Origin of the sequence: Treponema sp. OMZ 790 (assembly GCF_024181285.1) — a bacterium.
Lineage (GTDB): Bacteria > Spirochaetota > Spirochaetia > Treponematales > Treponemataceae > Treponema_B.
In genome coordinates, this window is record NZ_CP051201.1 from 2,680,595 (window position 1) to 2,703,264 (window position 22,670).

Genomic DNA, 22,670 nt, shown 5'->3' on the forward strand with positions numbered 1-22,670 from the left:
ATCAATTTGCACCTAAATGCTTTTTTACCTTATCTTCATGGTGTAAAAACATAAAAAGAGCTACTGCAAATATTATAGCAAAACCTAAAAAACTCCACCGGTCGGGAAGCTCTCCCAAAAAAGCGAAGCCGAAAAGTGCAGAAAAAACTATTTGCGTATAATCATAAACCGAAATTGAACCCGCCGGAGCATGGGCATAAGCGGCAGTAACACAAAACTGCCCGCCCGTTCCTACAAGACCCGCAATCAAAAGAGTTATAGTTTGCAAAAGACTCATCGGGTGATAAAATATGATAAATACGGGAAGAAGAATCAATATCGAACAAAACGAAAAGAAAAAAACTATAGTTGCACCTTTTTCTTTTTTTATTGAAAGGTAGCGCACGCAGGTATAAGCTGCCCCGGCCATCATTCCCCCAAAGGCTCCTATAAGGGCTGCAATAACATGACTCTTATCTGCAAAAGCAGGTTTTATGATAAGAAGGCTTGCCGAAAAGGCCGTTATCACGGCAAGAATTTGATACAGCTTTATTTTTTCTTTTAAAAACAAAAACGAAAAAAGGATGGCAAAAAAGGGCGCTAACTTTGCAAGAATAGAAGCGTCTGCAAGAAGCATGTGTTCTATCGCATAAAAGTTTCCTACAATTCCCATGGTCCCAAAAATCGCCCGCATAAAAAAGAATGGTAGATTTTTTTTATCCAAATTAAATTTTTCCTTTGAGCGTATAAGAACAGCAAATGACACAACAGCCGCTATTAGATTTCTAAAAAAAGCTTTTTGCATCGAAGGCAGATCCCCTGCAAGCTTTGCCAACAAATTCATCGATGCAAAGCAAAGCGCCGAAAAAATTAAAAACATAATACCCTTTTGTTTTGATGTTAATTTCATTTTTCAACTCCTAAATTCTTTTACATATCCCCTATATCGTATCTTTCTTTTAAAAGTTTTTTTAGTTCCCGATCAAAATCCGATTCTATTTTTTGTGTTTTATTGAATATATCATATTCGGATTCGGCTTTTTCTTTTGCCTTGGCATATGAAACTTTTCCCTTATTTTGAAGAATGTCATATCGGCGGAAGGCTAAAAATTCATTAACACTTTGAGAAAATTCCTGCATGGTAAAGGTATTTTCTCTTTCTATGATATCCTCGATATAATCAAAATATCCGGTAATAGCCCGTTCAAGTCTTTTTATCGATTTTTCATCAAGATAGTTTTTTGCGATGCTGACATCCGATTTTAAAATACGACCATTCGGAGAATTCTTCCATGTCATAAGCCCCATGTTTTCTTTTTTACTGTCTGCACTCTCGTATACAATTTCAGCGGCAGTTTTTCCGCTTATGGCATAATGAAATTTATTTTGCACCATAGCATAAAAATCTTTTGTAATATGATTGTCTTTATCATAATCTATAGAACATTCGGCAAAAATATCAGTTATCTGCTGCCATATACGCCTTTCACTTGCACGGATTGAGCGGACTCGCTCCAATAATTCTCTAAAATAGTCCTTGCCAAAAAGGGTTTTACCCTGTTTTAATCTTTCATCATCAAGGGCAAAACCCTTTATCATGTACTCTTTTAAAACCCCTGTCGCCCAAATACGGAATTTTGTTGCCTTTTGAGAATTCACACGGTAACCCACCGAGATGATTGCATCTAAATTATAAAACTTCGTATCCTTCGTTTGTGTTTTTCCGGGAATAGCACCATGGTCAGTGGTTATTTCCAAAATGGAAACAACCACTTTTTCATTAAGCTCTCCCTCATCAAAGATGTTTTTTAAATGCTTGGATACGGCAGGTACTCCTACACCAAAAAGCTCCGCCATTCCTTTTTGAGTGAGCCAAATGGTTTCATCTTTTACAATCACATTAACCGATACGTTTTCCTCTTTTGAGGTGTACATCAAAAACGAAAGCTCCTTTAAATCATTCATCCTTCAAACCTCCTTATAGATTTTCACTTAACCATAAAACGGCCTCGTCGAGCATTTGAATACTTATATAATGATCCATTCTTTCGACACTCATAAGCCTTAATAAATCTTTATTATTATAAAGCGGAAGGGTTGAGTCGTAAAATTGTTTTTGGATTTTGTAAGAAACGAGAGAGTCCTTTATTCCGTGTAAAAGAAAAAGAGGCCGATCTATGAGTTTGTCGATGTTTTGTGCGGGATCAGCTTTTTTTGTTGCCTCATCAAATTCGATATGGGCTTCATCATATTCTTTTTCGATTTGAAGGATTGCATTTTGCCAATCGCAGGCACCGTTAAAAACGACCGCAGTTTTAATGCTCGGATTATGGGTAAAGATTCCTGCTGTAGTAAAACCGCCCATAGAATGTCCCGAAACTGCAAGGCGTTTTTCATCTGAATTAAAATTTTTTATGGCATAGTTTTTTATTATGGGAAACTCGGCAAGGTTTTGCATAATGGTAGGCAAAAAAAACTCGTTTAAAGCCTCATCATAATCTTCAAACTTATTTCTTTCACCGTGGTGGACAGCATCGGGTAAGATTACTTGATATCCCAAGGTGGAAAAAACATAGCCCATCAGCTTTTGCTTATTTTTTTCTGAAGACCAGCCGTGATAATAAAATAAAGTAGGAAAAGGCGGAAGAAATCCGCTCATCTTTGCAGGATAAAAACGCAGGCAGGGTATGCCTTCTATTTCGACCCTCTCTTCTATTATATTTTGATTTTTGTATTTTCCCATAACGCCTCCCTCAGCACGGTCATTCCGAAAAAATAGAATTGTGAATCAGCTTTATCTTTGAAATATGAGCAATAGAAATTTTCAACCTATCCTTAGGATTATCGCACGCAAGAGTAAGAAGGGCATCTTTTTCTTCTTTTAAAATTTCCTCGGGAACTCCGCTTATTTTTTCCGGACCCTTTTCTGTGTTCAACTCTATTTCAAGGATGTGTTTACCTAGGATTGCCTGCTCCGCTATTTTTTGTTTTCCCAAAAAATCAAGCCCGGATGCTTCCTTTTTTGTAAACTTAAAAACTCCGTCTTTAAGCTGCTCCTCCGTAATTATAGCTTTACGGTTTATCCTGCCGCTTACAATTTTGGTATCTTCCTTTGCTAACTGTAAATCTTTTAGTATTGCACTTAATTGCGATAAGGTCTTTGAATATTTATCTTCCCTTTCTTTTTGATGTTTTACCCAATCAAGTTTTTTTGTGTAATCCTTTTTTTCTTTTTGAGAAAATAAATTAAGCCTTTGAAAATTTCTTACAGAAGGAGATTGGAGAGGTCTATTTTTATAAAAGATAAATTCCAAACCGCTTTTGTAAACGGCTTGTTCAAAATCTTTTAAATCTTGAACATTTAAAAGATAGACCCCCTCTGCTATTTTTTTATGGACAAGCTTTTTTAAAGGAGTATCGAGCTCAAAAAATTTTTCTTTTTCCTTGGCAACAGAAACTACAAAACCGCTGTATAATTCCAGTGAAGTAAAATTCTTATACCACTCGTTTATTGAAACTCTTATATTTTGAGGAATCTCATGCCCTGTTGCCTCCGATAAAATTTTATACACATTCTCGGAAGTAAATCCTAACTGAAAAATCTTCGAACATGCTTTTTTTGTAATTTCGAATTTTCCCGTCATTTGAATTAAGACCGGCTCCATACACTCCGCTGTATCTAAAAGGCTTTTTAAATTGCTGTCAGGTAAAACGGTAACCTCAAAAGATGGATCTATTAAAAGAGGCTTTTTAGGTTCAGTTACATTTTTTAAAAGCTCAGGGTTCAAATAAATCAAATGCTTATCCCTGCATAAAAGACCGAAGGTTTCAGCAATCTCTATAAAATTTAAATGAAGGATGTCAATTTCATTTTTAATAAAGGATGAAGAAAAATTTTGCATACACAAAAGAAGAAAAAATTGTTCTACATCATCTTCTTCATAATAGGTACTATCATAAAAACCGTTTAAAAATTCAAAAAGAATTAAAACAAGTTTTTGTAAATTTTCCTTTCTCGTTTTAAATAAAGAAGCAGCAGTAAAATATATCAAACGTTCAGTTTTGTTTAACTGAGAAAAAGCCTCCCATTTTGCTCTTTGAACTGTAAAGCCGTTTTCCGTCCTAAAAATAAGCCCTAAGGATTCGCATGCCGAAAAAATAGAGTAAATATATTTTGTCTTTTCCGAAAACCAAGGAAAAATTTCTTTGAGTAAATCTTCATATCTTTTTTTAAAAGAACCGTCATTTTTTAAAACGGTTTCGTTATGAATACAAAAGGAATAAAGCCCGGCAAGGGCCGTATCGTTTATATTTATTTCTTTAGCTTTTGCCTGCCCCGATTTTTCGGGCATAAAAAAAAGATTGTTCGATAAAAAAGGCTCTATAGTTTTTTGTAAAAGAGGATTAACCTTATAAACCTTATCACCGTCGCTGTTTTGAACACGGTACAATAGCAGGCGTTCTTCCGCATTTAAAAGTTTTTCTGATAATTCGGCGTAGGATATTTTTTTTGAAAAAAACAAAGAGAGCATCGCCTGCGTAGGATTGGGAATTTCTTTTACGGCTTTTAAAATCAATATATCGTGAGAATCGAGACTTTCTGCAATTTTTTCTTGTATCGCAGGTTTTCGTAAAAAAGCACTCAGCTGTTCTGCAAGTCTTTGCTTATTAAAGGGAGTTTTGATTTTTCCCAAATAAAGCTGCATTAAATCAAAAAAATTATGGTCGGGCAATTTTACAAGGCTTTCCCGCCACTCGACAACATCTTTGGGATTCATCTTTTCCTCCTCTTACCGAAAGCTTTTTAGCGAGGTAGTATTTTATCACATAAGGGGAAAAAATAAAAGTAGGAGAAGGCTTAGTAAATTTTACCGATTGGATGCTTAAACTTAAAAAAGATTGTTAAACAAAAGAGATAGAAAAATATCGATTAAAATGATAAAATATCAAAATATGGCAAACGAAAACTTACATAACGCAAAAACGGCAAAAAACGATGAATTTTACACGCAATATTCCGACATTCAAAAAGAAATAAATGCTTATTTGGAATATGATACAAACGTTTTTAAAGATAAAACGATTCTACTTCCTTGCGATGATCCTGAATGGAGCAATTTTACAAAGTTTTTTGCCCAGAACTTTGTTAATTTCGGATTGAAAAAACTTATCAGCACCAGTTATGCAGTTGAAAATAAAAGAATAAAATGGGATTGGCAGCCGACTCTCTTTGAAACTGAAAATCCTCTATTTGATGTTGATAAAACAAAAGTCAAGGGAAAAATATTTACCCTCACCGCCGATAAAAATGAGGACGGCAAAATCGACATCAACGACTTGTAATGGCACTACATGGATGGGGACGGCGATTTCAGAAGTGAAGAGGTAAAAAAACTGCGGGATGAAGCGGATATCATTATAACGAATCCCCCCTTTTCTCTCTTTCGGGAATTTTTAGCATGGATTGTAGAAGCAGATAAAAAATTTGCTATCATTGGAAATAAAAATGCGGTTACCTATAAAGAAGTGTTCCCGCTCATTAAAGAGAATAAAATATGGACAGGAAAAACCGAATGGGTTGGAGGGTTATGGTTTGAAACAATAGATACAAATGATGTTGATAAAATAATAGATGGCAAGAAAATGAAGAATAGTCCTTCTGTTTGGTTTACCAACCTTGACCACGGACGGCGGCATCAGCCGCTTAAACTCATGACGATGGCGGATAATATCAAGTTCAATAAAAAACTGAAAGGGAAGCCGTATCAGAAATACGATAACTATGACGCAATTGAAGTGCCGTTTACCGATGCAATCCCCAGCGATTACCGGAAAAATGATGTGACCCTCTTGACAAACACAAAAGAACTTTCACAATTTGTTAGTCCGCTCCACATCACATCGAACCGAACAAGGACAATCTGCGCCTGAACTGTCATCAGGCACAAGATGTAACGGCATTATGGGAGTCCCCATCAGCTTCCTCGACAAATACTGCCCCGAACAATTTGAAATCATCGGACTTGATCGGTATGTCGCCGATAATCCAAACTACGGACACCGTTTTACAATCGCAGGACGGGAAACCTATGCCCGAATCCTCATCAGACACAAAATGTAACGGTGTAATGGGAGTACCCATCAGTTTTCTAGATAAATACTGTCCTGAACAATTTGAGATATTATGGACAACGGATAGAGGAGGAGACGGACAATTGGATGAATTCAAAAAGCCGCATAGCAGATACGATGCTCCGGTTATCAACGGTCAAGGAATTTATAAAAGAATTTTTATTCTGCATAAATAGCAATATGTCGAGAAAATCTAAGTACTTAAAAAATATAAAAACTTCTGTTATAATTATCCCTACGGAGACGGATGATGATTACCACATTGCGGACAGACATTACAATAAAAGATATTTGCGACGGCTTTGTGTACAACGAATACGAAGGCAAGGGACTTTTCGGTCTTTCAGGGAAATTAACGATACAGCCCGAATATCAGCGTAATTATATTTATGCGGATGGGAAAAAAGACATTGCTGTTATCGATTCCATCCTCAAGGGTTATCCGCTCGGCTTAATCTATTTTAACAAAACCCCTGACGGCAAACTTGAAGTCTTGGACGGACAGCAGCGCATTACCAGCTTCGGGCGATTTGTCACTGGAAAATTCGCCATAAAAGACACTCACGGCATGGAACAATATTTTAGCGGATTAGCTTCCGATTTGCAAAATAAAATTCTGCAAACAAAATTATTGATTTACGAATGTGAAGGAACAGAAAGCGAAATAAAAGAATGGTTTAAAACAATAAACATTGCAGGAATACCGCTCAATGAGCAGGAGCTGTTAAATGCCATTCATTCAGGCGAATTTGTAACAAAGGCAAAAGAGGAATTCAGCAACAGCCAAAATTCTCATATTCAAAAATGGAACGCTTACATTTTGGGCAGTGTAAACCGGCAAGATTTTTTACACTGTGCACTTGATTGGGTTTCCCGCGGAAACATAAGCGAATATATGAGCAGGCACAGACATGATACTAACATCTTGGAATTAAAATCATATTTTAATTCCGTGATCGACTGGATTTCCACAGTATTTATCGATTTAGAAAAAGAAATGCGTGGGCTTGAATGGGGAGTTTTGTATGAACGTTATCACAAAAATTCTTACAATCCTCAAAAAGTTTCCGCCCGTATAAAAAAACTCTATGCAGATTTTTTGTTAAAAATAAAAAGGGGATTTACGAATACATTTTAGACGGAGAACAAGATAAAAAACTCCTTGAGATAAGAATCTTTGACGAGCCTGTAAAACAAGCAGTATATAAAACACAATCTACCGAAGCGATATCAAAAGGTTGTTCGAACTGTCCCCTGTGTGCGTTAGGAAACGATAACAATCAAAATAAAATTTGGAAACTTTCGGAAATGGAAGCCGATCATGTAACAGCATGGACTAACGGCGGCTCGACCGATATTTCAAACTGTCAAATGCTTTGCAAAACGCATAACCGGGCAAAGGGTAATAGATAAACTACTTTACAGAAAACCAATTTAATACAGGATATTTTCTATTCCGCCTTCCACTCCCCGATAGTTCTTTTCTCCTCATCAAAGCTTGACCCTATAAAAATTATCTTCTTTCCTGTTGTCTTGTACGGCTCGGCATAGCCCTTCTCTTTTATCTGAGCTATCGCATCTTCGGCTGTGCCTGCACTCATCAGCTTAAACTCAAAAATGTATATCGAATCCTTCGTATGCACTATACAATCAGCCCTGCCCCTTAAACTGTGGATTTCAGTTTCTACAAATTGCCCCATAAGCTTAAAGATTAAATAAACTGCCGTCTGATAGTTTTGCTCTCTTAAGTTTAGTTTGTCTTTAGGCAAGTTGTCATAAGGAACTCCGGCTATTATAGCCTTCATCCTTTCCATAAACTCATCTACATTCCCGGCTCTTACATCCTCTACAAACTCCCATACCGAAACACCTGTTTCGTCAGGCCCAAGAGAGGTGTATGCAGGTAAAAGATTTTCTAAAAAGCCGTAGCGCACCTCATCATTAGGAAAGCCTAAGCGATACAGATCTGCTTCTTCCACATATTCCTTTATTGTTAAATATCCCGACTGAAAAAGTATGGGGAGGGGATTTTTTGCATCTGCTTTATATAGCTCTATACCCGACTCATTTAATTCAACCTTTCCATCAAGCTTAGGTATATTGTAATAAGCATCTTTTAAGTAATTTACCAAAAAGGTCGGTGTCCCTGTTGAGAACCAGTAATTTTTTAGTTGACCTGAGTTAAGAGTGTTTAATATGCTAAAGGGATTATATACCGATTCTCCTAGAACGCTGAACTTATAGCCGTCATACCTCTTTTTTAATTCTTCAAGCATTTTGGTATATGAGTTTTTAGTGTTATTTGCCAATCGTTCTATTTCGGGCTTAAAGGTGCTTTCTATTTCAGTTTGAGTTAAACCGCATATTTCGGCATAGTCATTGAGCATACTTATGTCTTGTAAGTTATTTAAATCGCTGAAGATACTTACCTTACTGAACTTTGTTACTCCCGTTAAAAAGGCAAAACGGATATACTGATCGCAAGTTTTTATTACCGAGTAAAAGGCCTTGAGGATGTTGCGGTACTCTTCGTTCAAAGCTTCGTCTACTCCCATGGTTTGTAATAGAGGCTTGTCGTACTCATCTACCAGAATAACTACTTGACGGCCGGTTTTTTCGTAAGCTCTCTGAATTATCCCTGCAAAGCGTTGGGCTGGTTCTTCTTCTTGTTTGTTAGCTCCATATATTTCTTCAAATTGACTTAGGGCAAGGTTTAAATGACTTTTTAAGGAATGAGGCTCATCGTACTTGCCTATATTAAAATCCATGTACAAAACAGGATATTCAATCCAAGCATCCGTTTTTTCAAATTCGGCTCTCTTTTCCTCGGCTTTTTCGATGTACAAGTCTTTAAATAATTCTTTTTGTCCTAAAAAGTAGGCTTTGAGTGTAGAAAGAAAAAGGCTTTTGCCGAATCGGCGAGGGCGGCTTAAAAAATATACCTTACCTAAATTGGCCAACTTAAAAGCATATAGAGTTTTATCTACATATAAAAATTTTTTTCTGCGCAGGTCCTCAAAACTTTGAATCCCTATAGGTACTTTTCGGGATAAATCAAAATCCATGATAAGCCTCCTTAAATAAGATTATAACACAAAAATAGAAGATTATTCAATGTTTTGAGTCTAAATAAAGTTATACAAGTTTGATTGAAAAATTTATCCTAATAGTTTTAATATGATAAACTATGAGGCAGTATTATCGGGTAAATTTTTACGCCTTTTTCAGCGGCAAGTTTATCTACATTTTCTTTTGTTACCTTTCCGCGAGGTCTTGGATGAGGAGGGGCATCGCCTATCAAAATTAACTTTTTATCCACATCGGCATCCAAAACACGCCATGACTGACGAAGTCCCAAGAAGATGCCCTCATAGACAGCTTCGGGAATATCTCTTCCGCCGAAAACTTTAAAACCGTAAAGGGCTTTTTCAAACTTTTTTAAGTTATCCGTAAAAACGCAAGCCTCTCTCACCAAAAAATCTTCACGATAATCCTTGTACAAAATCAAAGCAATTCTATAAGTTTTATATTGAGGAAGAATGTCGCCAAGCATTGAACTTATGTTTTTACGCACTTCCGCAATATCATCCATCATGCTTTCAGTGGAGTCTAACGCAAAGAGTAAATCAAGATGATCTTTATCTCCCTTTTTTAAAATTTCTTTTATAATTGGGAGAATATCCTCAGGGCCCTTTGCATAAATCATCTCTCCTTCAGTACTGTCGGCCAGGTCGGTAAAGGTTTTTACAGCCTCATCGCTGTAGGCAAGGTCGGGGGACGGGTCTTCTTTAACGGGCTTTTGAGTTACTCTCAAAGTAAAGGGATTATCCTGAAAAATTCCCGTATAATCCCCGTAAGGTTTTGAAAAGGTGCGGATATTAAAAAAGGTTCCGTCCTTTACTTCGACCTCACCGCTTCGCGACCAATCATATCCGTACAAAACTACATAGGGAATCCAAATATGATAGGCTTCACCCAGAGGGGTATTTATTTCGGGAGTCGAATCTATAAGGCTGTAAAGCTTTTTTTCGGGCAGTAAAAACTCGCCGTTTAAAAGGCGTTTTTCGTCTCCGTTTATTTCATTATAATTGGGATCACGGTAGGCATAATTATCCAACTTTAAATCGGGATCCTTTGTTGTCTCGGTTAAAAGTACACTTTTTATATCGGCCTTAGCTCTTATGTATAAATGATAACCGCCCTTGGGGTTTTGTATAACAAGCAAATCTTCCCTTGAAATGCTTAAGTCTTCAGCTTCAAGAAAAACAGAAAAAAAAACAATAACAATCAATAAAAACTTACTTTTTTGCATATACTAATTATCGGATTAAATTCTTATTTTTTAAATAGAAATTTTTATGCATATAACCAATATTGACTATATGCATAAACTATACTAAAATTATGCATGGAGAATAAGATGAGAACAACTATTGTATTAAATGATTCAAAGATTCAAAAAGCATTTGTATTGACAAAAATAAAAACCAAAACAGAGCTTATTGAAGTTGCCCTTGATAACTTAATAAAAAAATATCAAATTCAAGACCTAAAAAACTATTTCGGTAAATGCAGCCTAGACATAGATCTTGATAATTTAAGGATAAAAAGATGGAAATACTTTTAAAATCTTACAGAGGCAAAATTGAAGACCTTTACACATTAGGCTCGATAGCCGTAGTCGATAAAGACGGAAACCTTGTATACTCTGCAGGAGATCCCAAGGAAGTGTCTTTTCCGCGTTCGAGTGCAAAACTTATTCAGGCTCTGGTTCCTCTTTCGCTTGGGGCCAAGGAAAAATTCAATTTAAGCCGTGAAGAAATAGCTCAAATCTGCGCCTCGCATTCGGGTGAAGATTTTCATATCAAAACCGTAACGGGAATCTTAAAAAAGATAGGCCTCGATGAAAGTGCCTTAAAGTGCGGACCTCACTACCCTTTTAAACGTGAAGTAGAATTGCAGATGAAGATAAATAACGAAAAACCCAGCGACATACACAATAATTGCAGCGGTAAGCATTCCGGTATGCTGGCGGCAGCCGTATTGATGAAGGCATCTACTGAGGATTATTACAAGCCGCATCACCCCGTTCAGCAAAAAATAAGGGAAATGATAGAACTAATCTGTGATTGCAAAATTCCGGATGATAACATCTCGGTTGACGGCTGCGGCGTTCCCGTCCACTCCCTGCCCCTTTATAATTTTGCATTCGGAATGGCACGTATGGCTGACTACGAAAACCTTCCTCAAAATTTATCTAGCCATGCAAAAGACATCATAGACTCCATAACGGCCTGTTCCGAATACACTTCCGGCACGGATAGAATCGACCACCTCCTGGTCAAAAAATACCCGGGCAAACTCGTCGTAAAATCCGGAGCAAACGGATACTTCGGCGGCCTTTTACCCGATAAAAAATACGGAATAGCAATCAAAGTATATGACGGAATTTCAAAGACAAGAGATATCGTTTTGGTTCACTTGTTAAAAAAACTCGGAGTAATCGCTGAAGCCGATTACGAATATTTTGACAACATTGCCGATAAGAGCATTAAAAATCATCGGGGTGAAACAGCCGGAGAGGTTGTACCTCGGTTTTAAATTTCTTTTATTTCGGTATTCTCTATTTTTAAAAGGCGGTTGTAGTTTAGACCGCCTAAATTGTCTGCCTCATGAGCCGTTAAAATTAAAATTTTAGGACTTAAACCGTTTATTATTTTTATCATATTCTCGGTATTTTCTGCATCCAGTCCCGAAAAAGGTTCATCAAGTAAAACTATTTTTTCACTTAAATTTCTTATAAGCAACCTTGCAAAATCAATACGGCGTTCTTCTCCGCCTGAAAATTTCTTTTGATTTTCAAGCTTTGTGCTTAAATAGGCTATATTAAGTTTTTTTATTGCATCTTCGGCAGCAGTATTTTTTGACTTATCAAACAATGTAATATTCTCTATTAATCCTGCATCAAAAATATGAGTTTTTTGCTCCAGCATAAAAACATAACTTGAAAGGTTAATATCCGTTTCTTGTAAAACTCCGTCTATATAAAGTTTACCCGTATTTTTTTCAAATCCTGCCAAAACATTAAGTAAGGTACTTTTGCCGGAACCGCTTAGCCCTGTTACAAGAATTCTATCTCCTATCCGTAAGGCTAAATTTTCCACGTTCAAACATTCTTTATCTTCTTTAACAATTACACAATCCTTAATTTGTACTTCTTTAAAATCTTTTAACCTATGCAGTTCCTCTTTTTCTTGCAGAACCGAATTTATAGTTTTTTCGATGGCTTTAGAAGACATTATACCGGCATATCTTTCGCCTATAATTTGAAAAGGTCCCGCTATCGATTCGGCAATTTTGGTAAGGGCTATCAAACCGGAAAAGGTCAATAGCCCGGCCCTTATAAAAAAGGCTCCGGAAACCCATGTTAAAAGAATAATTAAAAGCCCTGCCCCGAATGCTGATGACATAATAAGATTTTCACGCTTTGCAAGTTTTATTTCGGCTTGGGTATAATCATAATTTGCATTCCCGGAATATTTTGTTCCGGCTTCTTCCGCTCCATACATTTTAATTGTTCTAAAACCGTTCAATACATCGCTTAATTTTTTTATAAAAAACGAACGGGCGTCCGATTTATTTTTTTGTAAGCCTTCAAGTTTATTTTGTGTCAGCTTAGGAAACAAAACAGGAAAAACACAGATGAGCAAAATTACGGGTAAAAAAATCGGCTGAATGTATAAAACCGACAAGAACGAAAAAACCAAATTAAGAACCTGATATAGACAGGATAAAAGAGCATCAAAATAGTTTTGCTCCAAACTTAAAACATCGTTTAATAATAATGATTGATAATCGGAATAAGATTTTTTTTCTTTATGAAGAACGCTTTTATTTAAAAGACTTAAAATAATGTCATTTTTTAGCAGGCAGGAAATATTTTTACAAAATTTAACACGAGAATAATGAGCTAAAAAATCAGATAAAACGGCCGCAAAAATATAAACCGCAGTGCAGACTGCAAGAAAAATCATTTTATTCAGTTCGTAGTTGAGAACCGAATCGGCTATAAGCTTTAATAGAAAAGCCGTACCGACATTAAATAAAGAAGCCGCTGCAGCTAAAATAATTACCAAAAAAAACGATAACTTATTTTTAAAAAAATATTTTAGTGCAAAGGCGTTTTTTTTCATTTTTAACTCATAAAGCGGCAGTTAGAGCAGCCCAGTATGTGGACTCGTTTTTTCCCCTTTCTACGGTCAAAATACCTTGCAATAAGGTGGGCTTCATTCGGAACGGTTTTATGGCAGACAGGACACTGACGATGCACCTCACTTTCACAGCTGGGATAACAATGCGGACAGCCGTATATATAGCACAGCTTATCTTCTATTCCCGGATAAACAGCAGACTTCACCTGTTCCTCACGGCCTAAAAGCGTACCGCACACAGGACACACTCCGGGGTCTCCGCGTTTACCCGTTTGCCGAATCTTCTTTCCACTTGCATGTTTTGCAGTTGCGCTAAAAAGAACATAACCGAGCACAATCAAAAAAAGGCCGATAAAAACTAATATCATCCATGATAAAGGCTGTAAATCCGTCATAAATACATCATACAACTTTTTTTCTATTGATTCAATACTAAAACTATGATATAATGACTAAGTGGGAATTTTATTTGTTGTTGCCACTCCTATAGGCAATCTAAAAGACATCAGTTTTAGAGCTTTAGAGACTTTTAAAGAAGCGGATTTTATCGCCTGTGAGGATACAAGGCACACTTTGGGCCTTTTAACTCATTACGAAATTTCAAAGCCTTTAATTTCATGCAGGGCAGTAAATGAAGCCGCTGCTTCCGAAAAAATTGTAAAACTTTTAGATGAAGGAAAAAAAATAGCCTATGCAAGCGATGCCGGAACTCCTGCAATAAGCGATCCCGGCTCTATTTTAGTTAGAATGGCAGCAGATGCAGGCCATGAAATAGTACCTATTCCGGGGGCTTCAGCCTTCGGAGCTATAATGAGCATAGCCGGGTCTTACGATAAAACGATAGTTTTTGAAGGATTTTTATCGCCTAAGGCCGGAAAACGCAAGCGGAGACTTCAAGAGCTCTTTGATTTTGGCGCTGGATTTGTTTTATACGAATCTCCGTATAGAATTGTAAAGCTCTTGACCGATATTGCCGAAATAGATAGTAACCGGCGGCTCATTGTAGGAAGAGAACTTACAAAACTCCATGAAGAAGTTATAAGAGGTCCGGCAAACGAAGTTCTACAAAACTTTGAACAAAGAGCCTCGATAAAGGGGGAGTTTTCGGTTTTTGTTACAGGAAAATAGGATTTTTATAAAAATAAAACCTTAACTTTTGACTAAGATTAACCGATAATCGGTTAGGAAGGCAGGAAAAAATGATGATAGAAAAATTGGGCGGAGTTGATCCGATCAAAAACTTACAAAACACTCAAAAACCAAGAAGAATGGAAAAGGTAGGAGCTTCTGATTCAATCCAAGTATCTCCTGAAGCTCAAAAACTATCTGAGATCTATTTTGCAATGGATGCTGCAAAAGCAGCTCCTGATGTCAGAAGAGAAAAAATAGAAGAAGTTACCAGAAAATTTCAAGATCCCTCATATATAGACAGAGTTTTGGATCAAACAGCAGATAAAATTTTAAATTCCTTAGGGTTTTAATTTAGAAAACCTTTTTGTTATAGGTTTTGACTAAGCTTACCGATCCAATATCCTTGTTTGAATATCATCTTTAAAACAGCAAAGGCTGTAGGCTCTTATAAGTCTACAGCCTTTTTTTATGCTTTTTAAAATCCATGCATAATTTTACTGATACATTATAAGATAAGGTCTGGGATTCAAGCCGAAAACTTCTTTCGGACTCATCATAGGCTGGTCATAACCGGCACCCGCAACGGTCGGCTTTGAAAAAAGCTTAAAAGATTTTAAGGGGATATTTTTTGCAAGAGCATTATAAGCATAAGAATCTCTTTTTAACCGAGGCGGTCCGAAACCATCGGCACAATGAATAAGCTGAACTCTTTCATAATCGCTTCTTACATTTGCTCTTTGTTTAATCATTATAGAATTAAATTGGTGAATTACAAGCATTCTGCGGCCGGTAATATTATTCTCCTTTATGTACTTGTCCATAATTTCTTGGGCCTTATTTATTTCATCGCCTGTAACCGAACCTATAACCTTCATCGGCTGCGTTGTACGCCATTCGGGATCCAAGGCAAGGTGTACATTAGGATATTTTAAAAAAGGAAGAATAGCATTCATAGCCTGTTCTACAGTATATTTTCCGATTTGATGATCGATAAATACATACCAACCCCTTTCGGCAGCAAATTCTATATATTTTTTTACTGTAGAGCTCCTAAGAAGACCTATATCGCCCCCCGGCCAGCATGTTCCGTAAATTAAATAAAAAGCCGGAATAATTCCCCTCTCGTTATTTACTTCATCGTAATTTGCAGCAAATTCATTCATAATCGGTTCAATTTGTTCAGGAGAATATCTACCCAAAATGCCCATGGTATAAGCACCCGGTTTTCCATAAAGAGCAAAAATATCGTTATTTAATAAAACGGATTGCAGCTTTGATTCATCGAATTTAAGAGAAGCTTCCATTTCTTCCTTGGTTTTTACGGTGTAGACCATAATTTCATTCTCACTTTGACTTTCTTTTACCCATAAAGCTGAGGGAAACACAGGAGACCACTTATAAGGAAGAGAAGACACCGGTACATTTTGCTTTATATCCCCGGATTCGGAAAAAGCAACCGAAACAAAAAACAAAAAAAATATTGCCCTAAAAGCAAATTTAACAAGAGACTGCTTCATTAATACCTCTATCGGCTAAAAAAAAAGAAGCTTTAATTTAAGCCTTGCAGTTATCAAAAAAAAACTGTATAATGCTCTCCTTAATAAACTTGACATTATTCTATAACAGTTCCAGGAGGTTTTGTAACTATGCAAGTTAAAGTCAGATATGCTCCCTCTCCAACCGGCTTTCAGCACATAGGCGGAGTCCGTACAGCCTTGTTTAATTATCTTTTTGCCCGCTCAAAAGGCGGAAAATTTGTTTTGCGTATTGAAGATACCGATAGAACAAGGTACAGCGAGGAATATGAACAGAACCTTTATGATACCCTTGAATGGCTCGGCCTTGAATGGGATGAAGGCGGCCCAAAGGGCGGCCCCTGTGCACCCTATATTCAGTCTCAAAGATTTGAAATCTACCGCAAATATGCCCAAGAACTCGTAGATAAAGGTTTTGCCTACTATTGCTTTTGCGATTCGGAACGGCTCGACAGAATACGCAAAATTCAAACCATGAACAAAATGCCTCCGGGCTATGACCGGGCTTGCCGCAATTTAACAGACGAAGAAATTAAAGCCAAAATGGATGAAGGAGTTCCCTATGTTATCCGCTTAAAAGTTCCGCTTGAAGGCAGCACAAAGTTTACCGATGCCCTCTTAGGCGACATTGAATGGAAAAATGAAGACATTAACCCAGACCAAATCCTTTTAAAAAGCGACGGTTTTCCCACCTATCACTTGGCAAACATCGTGGATGACCACCTTATGGGCATAACCCATGTTATGCGCGCCCAAGAATGGCTTCCTTCAACCCCCATGCACGTGATTATGTACAAGGCCTTCGGCTGGGAACCGCCTCAGTTCTGTCACCTCCCTATGGTTATGGGAAATGATGGGCAAAAACTTTCAAAGCGTCACGGAGCTACCAGCTGCAACGAATTCAGAAACAAGGGGTACTTAAAAGAAGCCATTATCAACTATGTAGCCATGCTCGGCTGTTCTTACGAAGACGGAAGGGATATGTACAGCCTTTCAGACTTAGAAAAACTCTTCGACGTAAAACACTTGAACAAGGCCCCGGCTGTATTCGATTATAAAAAACTGGAATGGTTTAACGGCCAGTACATGAGGGAAAAAACCGATGAGGAGCTTTTTGAACTTACATGGCCCTATATTGCAAATTCAGGCCTTTTCGGAAAAATAGACGAAGAGCAATTAAAAAATGCTGGCTGCCGTTTTGAAAATCAAACCTATTTAAAGCCGGCTCAAGAGCAAAAAGAAATCTTAATGAAGGTAATGCCCTTGGTAAAAGAAAGACTTCATCTTTTAAGCGAAATAACCGAAATGGTGCGCTTTCTCTTTGAAGAACCGGCAGTTCCTCCGGCTGAGGAAATAATCCCCAAAAAACTCGATGCCGAGACGACCAAGAAAGTACTTCAAAAAGCCATAGAAGCAATGCCTAAAATCAAAGGTCTTGACGACCACCAAGGCGGCGAAGTCTTTAGGGCAGAAGCCGATGCTATGGGTATAAAAATGGGAGACTTTATGATGCCTGTTAGAATGACTGTTACCGGCAGCAGAATAAGTCCGCCCCTTGTAGGCTCAATCCAAATATTGGGAATCGAAAAAGCTGTCAAACGCATAGAAAAAGCCATAGCGGAACGTTTTTAATTTTAGAGATATTAATTTTATTAAACCTATTGACTTTTTTAACAATTAGTTGTATTATGTTCTCATAATGAGAAAGAGTGTTTTACAGTATATTCGGTATTTTTATAAAATCAAGAAAAAACAGAGCACTCCTAATAATTGCTATACAAGAAAAGTCTTGTAAGAGGAGATAATTATGAAAAAGCAAAAAAAATTAACTGCCTTTGCAGTTTTGGTAATCGGATTAATCTTAATTCTAAGCGGCTGTCCGCAAGCAGGAAAAAGCAAAATTTCACAGGAACTACAAAATGCAACAGAGACCTTGCCCGGCAAATTAACTGATGCCCAAATTGAGGCAATGTTAGCAAATGTTGTTTGGCAGATGCAAAACGCAGAAAACAACGAAGAGCGGTTTATTGTATTTTGTGAAAGTAAGAGACTTACTGCAAGAATCGAAAACGGCGACTATGTAAAAGATTATGGAAACGAAAACGGTCCTACACCTTATAAACTTGAAAATGGTATACTTGAATTTATAGACAATAACGATGCCGAAAAGTGGATTGCCGAAATTCACTCAATCGATTCAAATTCTTTTGAAGCAACCTTAAAAGAAATTAAAGCAAAAAAAGAAGAACCCATAAAATTAAAGTATAAAAAAATAACTGATAACGCCGCTGAAATAATTGAAAAAATTAAAGAAGTTAACGCTCAACCGTAATATCCTCCTCAAACAGAGGAAAATAAATAAACCTGTATGGAACTGCTCCATATAGGTTTATTTTATAAAATGTAACTTTTCTAATAACTCTATGTTAAATTTTCGGAGTTAATTATGAATTTAAATTTAAAGTACAATCAAAATCAAGAAGCGGCAGATAAAATTGCGGCTTCCTTATCGGCACTGCAAGAAGAAAAATTATTTCATATTGATGTGTACGGCCTTGCAGAAGAATTAAACTTAAACAAAGAAACCATCTTAAATATTTTTATTCAGGGTGTGTATGACGGTTTTTTTACCATCGATTGGATCTATCATTGCCCGACCTGCGGAGGCGTTGCCCATGAAACCCTTTCGATACATGAAGCTGTTTCAGAAAACTACTGTCCTGCTTGTCAAAAAAACTTTAACAATACCTTGGACGACAATATTGAAGTTTTCTTCTCCATTCATCCGAATATAATACCCTTGAAGCCTTCATTAAAGGAAACCTATCTTGCAAAAATAGAAAACGATGTAAATACCGGGAATTACCTCACATGGAAAAAAACTAATTCCATAAAAGGAATCGATTTAATTCAAAACAATCTTTACAGAGAACTCATGGGTTCCGATGTTTTGATAGCCGAACAATCTCTTCAAATAATGAAAACGGCAATACTATTTACCGATATCAAAGGCTCAACTTTTATGTATTCGGAATTAGGAGATGCAAAAGCTTTTGCCCTTGTCAGAGAACATTTTAGAATTCTCTTTGATGTAATAAAAAAATTCAATGGTGTTCCTGTAAAAACAATAGGCGATGCGATTATGGGTGTGTTTATGAACTCTAAAAATGCAGTTGATGCCAGCATTGAAATACAAAAAGAATTGCACGGCCATTATAAGAACAATCCTGAAATTGAAAGAATTGAAGTAAAAATAGGCATCCATGCAGGCCCCGCTCTTGTCGTTACCTTAAACAATCGATTAGATTATTTCGGCACAAGCGTCAATATGGCTGCCCGCATCCAAAATGCAGCCAGACCCAATGAGGTAGTAATTTCGGAAGAGCTTTTTAACGACAAGGGAATACAAAAATCCATAGCCGAAATTACGGATAAGGTTCAACGCCAGCGCATAACCTTTAAAGGAATGAAAGAAGAGTCTACGGTTTATCACATAAGGGTCGAATAATTAAGTTTATAAAACTTAATGTCCTGTAAACTTCTCACCGGCGGAATTAAACACATTCCATTTCTTTATATTTGCAGTATTGACCTGCCGGCCGGAGCAAATGTTATTATCCGTACTATTTTCCCGTCTGTCAACTACGTATATATTTCCCATATCTCCGCTTGGGCGGGAAGGTAAAGATGTTATGAGTATTTCCATCTCTTTTTCTTTTATGCGGTTATTGTAACATGATACGTATTTTATATTATTATTGTTTAAAAAACTGAGCCCCATAAGTAAGTTATCATGACACCATAATTTTTCCAATTTTGGATTATTTCGTAAATTCAAAAATTGCAAACGATTTTCGCTTACAGATAAAAACTTCAATTCTGTATTTTTTGTAAGATCGATATTACTAATTTCATTTTTCTTACAATACAATGTATTTAATTTTGTATTATTAGACGTATTAAGGGCTTTTAGTTTATTATCTTGGCAATATAATTCTTTTAATTTTCTATTGCTGCTTATATTCAATTCTGTCAACATATTCGTTTTACAGCCAAGCTCTGTAAGATTTAAATTTTGCGTTATATCCAAAGATGTAAGCCGGTTTTCGGATAAATAAAGATACTCAAGGTTTTTAAGATTGGAGCAATTTATTTGAGATATATTGTTTTCATTGCAAGACAATGTTATCAACTTACTATTTTTTGATACATCCAGTTCACTTATATTTGTATTGGAACAATAACATTCTTGCAATTCAGGAAGATTAGAAATATCAAGAGAATTTAGTTGGTTATTATAACAACTCAATATCTCAATATTTTCATGTCCGTCTAAAGATAAAGAAGATAGATTATTGTTATAACAGTAAAACTCTCTAAGACTTAAGTTTTTGCTTATATCCAATTCGGATAATAAATTATCACCCGCTCCAAGAAAACTTATTTTAACATTTTTCGACAAGTCGAGATTTTCAAGCTTATTATTACCGCACCATAATTTGATTAAAAGAGGACTTGAGCTGATATCTATAGATGTGAGAGCATTCCCGGAACAAGCAAGAAATTTTAAATCTTTACAATTATCCGTATTTAAATATGTCAGCTCATTGTCATGGCAATATAATGTTGTAAGAGAGGTATTTTTGGACACGTCGAGAGACTCCAATTTGTTATTTTGCAGTTCTAAATGTGCTAATCTTGTGATATGTGAAACATCCAGTTCTCCAATTTGATTTTCATAACAAAAAATTTTTTTCAAATCGAAATTTTGGCCAAGATCTATATTGGTTAAACGATTTTTAAAACAAGACAAATATACAAGATTTCTGTTATTTGTAAGCTGCAAGTCTGTAAGATTGTTGTCAAAACATGAAAGGCTTGTTAATGAGGGGTTATTAGCTAAATCAATGCTTGTTATACGGTTTCCATCACAAAAAAATCTATTTATTTTACCGTATATAGTTATAGTATCACTATCAATGACATAATCACGATAGCCGGCCATACCGGGAGTAACATATGACGTTATATCTTCTTTTTCATCTATTTGTTTATTTCCGTTTAAATCAATCCATATAGGTTCACGATTATCGACAAATCTTTCAACCTTGAGTCTTATTTTGTCCCACTTTGATTTTGCCGTAGTCAATCTTATAGATTCCGTATTCGGTAAATTTATCGATGCTTCTTCTTTATCGTTTTTGCTGTCGGCTGTTTTTATATCGTGTTCTTTTTCCGGCTTATTGTCCGAACAAGCTGCCGCAACAAGAATAAAACTTATAAAAATTACAGCCTTTTTTAGTTTTTTAATATCCATAAAGCAAAACCTCTCATTAAAATTATTAAATACCTAAGACTATGATGACGGTTTTTCAACATGATGTCAAGGGTCAATCGATTTGAAAGATAAAAGGAAATTATAATCTCTTTTAAATTTGCATTCCAAACATTTATATGATATAATTTTTCTTGCATTTATGTATAAATCTTTGTATAGAGGTTAATTCTATGAAAAAGATACTGCTTATCCCTGACTCCTTTAAGGGAACAATGAGCTCGGCTCGAATATGCACCTTGATGAAAAACTCGGTACATGAAATTTTCCCTGAGGCTCATGTTCTTTCAATCCCTGTAGCTGACGGAGGGGAGGGCAGTGTCGATGCTTTTTTAGAAGCCGCAGGCGGAATAAAAAAAACGGTTAAAGTGAAAAATCCTTTTTTTGAAGAAATGAAGAGCTTTTACGGTATTTTAAAAAATGAGAATACGAATGCCGAAAAGACCGCCGTAATTGAAATGGCCGCCTGTGCAGGCCTCCCCCTTGCCGTGGGAAGGCTTAACCCTTCTCTTACTACAACCTATGGGGCAGGGGAACTCATAGCCGATGCCCTCGAAAACGGCTGTACAAATATTATAATCGGTCTGGGCGGCAGTGCTACAAACGATGGGGGCTGCGGAGCTGCGGCTGCCTTGGGAGTAAAGTTTTTTGACAAGGAGGGCAAAAGTTTTGTTCCGACAGGCGGAACATTAAAAAACATTGAGCGCATAGATATGTCGAGCTTAAACCCTCTTGTAAAAAAAGCAAGGTTTACGACCATGTGCGATATAGATAACCCTCTTTTCGGGAAAAACGGAGCCGCCTATATCTTCGGCCCGCAAAAAGGTGCAGATCCTAAAATGGTTGAAGAACTTGACCAAGGCCTTAAACACCTGGCTTTAATTGCAGAAAGAACCGAAGCTTTCAATTCCTATTCCAAAGCTGCTGAAATCCCCGGTGCAGGGGCCGCCGGAGGAATGGGCTACGGTACTCTAATCTTTTTAGGTTCCGAATTAAAAATGGGTATTGAGATTGTTCTTGATACCGTTGATTTTGATAAAAAGCTCAACGAAGCCTCCTTTGTTTTTACGGGAGAAGGAAAATTAGACAGTCAAAGTTTAAGAGGAAAAGTCATTGTAGGTGTTGCCAAAAGAGCCAAAAAGAAAAATGTGCCTGTTATAGCCGTTGTCGGTGATGCGGAAAACGGAATAGAGCCTGTTTATGATATGGGTGTCTCTGCCGTATTCAGCATAAACCGCTTAGCTGTTCCTTTCAGCCAAGCACAAAAAACGGCTGAAACTGATTTGATATCAACAATGAAGGATATCTTGCGTTTAATCAAAAAACTAAAATGATGCTCTCATAAAA

General features: G+C 36.6%; 22 protein-coding genes and 1 pseudogene. 13 read left to right on the forward strand and 10 right to left on the reverse strand.

What is annotated here, in order from left to right; all coding sequences use genetic code 11:
* Nucleotide 1: 1 nt before the first annotated feature.
* From E4O01_RS12650 to E4O01_RS12665, 4 genes are read right to left on the reverse strand one after another with little or no spacing between them, the layout of a single operon-like run.
* Nucleotides 2-889 carry a DMT family transporter gene (locus E4O01_RS12650; protein WP_253692540.1) on the reverse strand — a complete coding sequence of 296 codons (888 nt, stop codon included), beginning with the start codon at nt 887-889 and terminating at the stop codon, nt 2-4.
* Nucleotides 890-909: 20 nt separating this feature from the next.
* Nucleotides 910-1,944, reverse strand: a complete 1,035-nt coding sequence (locus tag E4O01_RS12655; protein ID WP_253692541.1) for a virulence RhuM family protein — start codon at nt 1,942-1,944, stop codon at nt 910-912.
* Between the two features lie 13 nt (nt 1,945-1,957).
* A complete protein-coding gene (locus E4O01_RS12660) occupies nt 1,958-2,722 on the reverse strand; it encodes a prolyl oligopeptidase family serine peptidase (protein WP_253692542.1) in 765 nt (254 codons plus the stop codon).
* A 19-nt stretch (nt 2,723-2,741) separates the two neighbouring features.
* Nucleotides 2,742-4,757, reverse strand: a complete 2,016-nt coding sequence (locus tag E4O01_RS12665; RefSeq protein ID WP_253692543.1) for a helicase — start codon at nt 4,755-4,757, stop codon at nt 2,742-2,744.
* Between the two features lie 175 nt (nt 4,758-4,932).
* Between E4O01_RS12665 and E4O01_RS12670 the strand changes: the two are divergent.
* From E4O01_RS12670 to E4O01_RS14930, 5 genes and pseudogenes are all read left to right on the forward strand, one after another.
* Nucleotides 4,933-5,910, forward strand: a pseudogene (locus E4O01_RS12670) (adenine-specific methyltransferase EcoRI family protein).
* A 31-nt stretch (nt 5,911-5,941) separates the two neighbouring features.
* Nucleotides 5,942-6,100, forward strand: a complete 159-nt coding sequence (locus tag E4O01_RS12675) for an adenine-specific methyltransferase EcoRI family protein (protein ID WP_253692544.1) — start codon at nt 5,942-5,944, stop codon at nt 6,098-6,100.
* Complete coding sequence (locus tag E4O01_RS12680; protein WP_253692545.1) at nt 6,069-6,287, forward strand: adenine-specific methyltransferase EcoRI family protein; 219 nt, start codon at nt 6,069-6,071, stop codon at nt 6,285-6,287. The genes E4O01_RS12675 and E4O01_RS12680 overlap by 32 nt, the downstream gene beginning before the upstream one ends.
* Nucleotides 6,288-6,361: 74 nt before the next feature.
* Nucleotides 6,362-7,249 carry a DUF262 domain-containing protein gene (locus tag E4O01_RS12685; RefSeq protein WP_253692546.1) on the forward strand — a complete coding sequence of 296 codons (888 nt, stop codon included), beginning with the start codon at nt 6,362-6,364 and terminating at the stop codon, nt 7,247-7,249.
* Between the two features lie 170 nt (nt 7,250-7,419).
* Nucleotides 7,420-7,524: an HNH endonuclease gene (locus tag E4O01_RS14930; RefSeq protein WP_371819577.1), complete on the forward strand. Its 105-nt coding sequence runs from the start codon at nt 7,420-7,422 to the stop codon at nt 7,522-7,524.
* A gap of 38 nt (nt 7,525-7,562) precedes the next feature.
* Here E4O01_RS14930 and E4O01_RS12690 read toward each other — a convergent pair whose 3' ends face one another.
* The gene (locus tag E4O01_RS12690) at nt 7,563-9,176 is read right to left on the reverse strand and encodes an ATP-binding protein (protein ID WP_253692547.1); all 1,614 of its coding nucleotides are present in this window, start codon (nt 9,174-9,176) and stop codon (nt 7,563-7,565) included.
* 107 nt (nt 9,177-9,283) lie between these two features.
* Complete coding sequence (locus E4O01_RS12695) at nt 9,284-10,423, reverse strand: vWA domain-containing protein (protein WP_253692548.1); 1,140 nt, start codon at nt 10,421-10,423, stop codon at nt 9,284-9,286.
* A 108-nt stretch (nt 10,424-10,531) separates the two neighbouring features.
* Here E4O01_RS12695 and E4O01_RS12700 point away from each other — a divergent pair, with 108 nt between their 5' ends.
* Nucleotides 10,532-10,738 (forward strand): type II toxin-antitoxin system VapB family antitoxin, encoded by a 207-nt coding sequence (locus E4O01_RS12700; protein ID WP_253692549.1) that lies wholly within the window; start codon nt 10,532-10,534, stop codon nt 10,736-10,738.
* Nucleotides 10,723-11,712, forward strand: coding sequence for an asparaginase (locus E4O01_RS12705; RefSeq protein ID WP_253692550.1), 990 nt, complete (start codon nt 10,723-10,725; stop codon nt 11,710-11,712). The genes E4O01_RS12700 and E4O01_RS12705 overlap by 16 nt, the downstream gene beginning before the upstream one ends.
* Here E4O01_RS12705 and E4O01_RS12710 read toward each other — a convergent pair.
* Together E4O01_RS12710 and E4O01_RS12715 are read right to left on the reverse strand one after the other, a co-directional pair.
* Nucleotides 11,709-13,304, reverse strand: a complete 1,596-nt coding sequence (locus E4O01_RS12710; RefSeq protein WP_253692551.1) for an ABC transporter transmembrane domain-containing protein — start codon at nt 13,302-13,304, stop codon at nt 11,709-11,711. The two genes, E4O01_RS12705 and E4O01_RS12710, sit on opposite strands and share 4 nt — an antisense overlap.
* Nucleotides 13,305-13,306: 2 nt before the next feature.
* Entirely contained in the window at nt 13,307-13,717 is a 411-nt protein-coding gene (locus E4O01_RS12715) for a hypothetical protein (protein WP_253692552.1), read from the reverse strand.
* Nucleotides 13,718-13,778: 61 nt separating this feature from the next.
* Between E4O01_RS12715 and rsmI the strand changes: the two genes are divergently transcribed.
* Nucleotides 13,779-14,450 carry a 16S rRNA (cytidine(1402)-2'-O)-methyltransferase gene (gene rsmI, locus E4O01_RS12720; RefSeq protein WP_253692553.1) on the forward strand — a complete coding sequence of 224 codons (672 nt, stop codon included), beginning with the start codon at nt 13,779-13,781 and terminating at the stop codon, nt 14,448-14,450.
* A 74-nt stretch (nt 14,451-14,524) separates the two neighbouring features.
* The gene (locus E4O01_RS12725) at nt 14,525-14,803 is read left to right on the forward strand and encodes a flagellar biosynthesis anti-sigma factor FlgM (RefSeq protein WP_371819658.1); all 279 of its coding nucleotides are present in this window, start codon (nt 14,525-14,527) and stop codon (nt 14,801-14,803) included.
* Nucleotides 14,804-14,947: 144 nt separating this feature from the next.
* On the opposite strand, the gene E4O01_RS12730 is transcribed toward E4O01_RS12725, so the two are convergent.
* On the reverse strand, nt 14,948-15,970 hold the full coding sequence (locus E4O01_RS12730) for a hypothetical protein (protein WP_253692555.1): 1,023 nt from the start codon (nt 15,968-15,970) through the stop codon (nt 14,948-14,950).
* A gap of 129 nt (nt 15,971-16,099) precedes the next feature.
* On the opposite strand from E4O01_RS12730, the gene gltX reads away from it, so the two are divergent.
* The 3 genes from gltX (at nt 16,100) to E4O01_RS12745 (ending at nt 19,496) form a co-directional block, all read left to right on the forward strand.
* On the forward strand, nt 16,100-17,620 hold the full coding sequence (gene gltX / locus E4O01_RS12735; RefSeq protein WP_253692556.1) for a glutamate--tRNA ligase: 1,521 nt from the start codon (nt 16,100-16,102) through the stop codon (nt 17,618-17,620).
* Nucleotides 17,621-17,795: 175 nt separating this feature from the next.
* Complete coding sequence (locus tag E4O01_RS12740; protein ID WP_253692557.1) at nt 17,796-18,320, forward strand: hypothetical protein; 525 nt, start codon at nt 17,796-17,798, stop codon at nt 18,318-18,320.
* A 114-nt stretch (nt 18,321-18,434) separates the two neighbouring features.
* On the forward strand, nt 18,435-19,496 hold the full coding sequence (locus E4O01_RS12745; protein WP_253692558.1) for an adenylate/guanylate cyclase domain-containing protein: 1,062 nt from the start codon (nt 18,435-18,437) through the stop codon (nt 19,494-19,496).
* 15 nt (nt 19,497-19,511) lie between these two features.
* Here the strand turns inward: E4O01_RS12745 and E4O01_RS12750 are convergent, their stop codons facing one another.
* Entirely contained in the window at nt 19,512-21,305 is a 1,794-nt protein-coding gene (locus E4O01_RS12750) for a leucine-rich repeat domain-containing protein (protein ID WP_253692559.1), read from the reverse strand.
* 191 nt (nt 21,306-21,496) lie between these two features.
* On the opposite strand from E4O01_RS12750, the gene E4O01_RS12755 reads away from it, so the two are divergent.
* Nucleotides 21,497-22,657: a glycerate kinase family protein gene (locus E4O01_RS12755; RefSeq protein WP_253692560.1), complete on the forward strand. Its 1,161-nt coding sequence runs from the start codon at nt 21,497-21,499 to the stop codon at nt 22,655-22,657.
* The last annotated feature ends 13 nt before the right edge of the window (nt 22,658-22,670 follow it).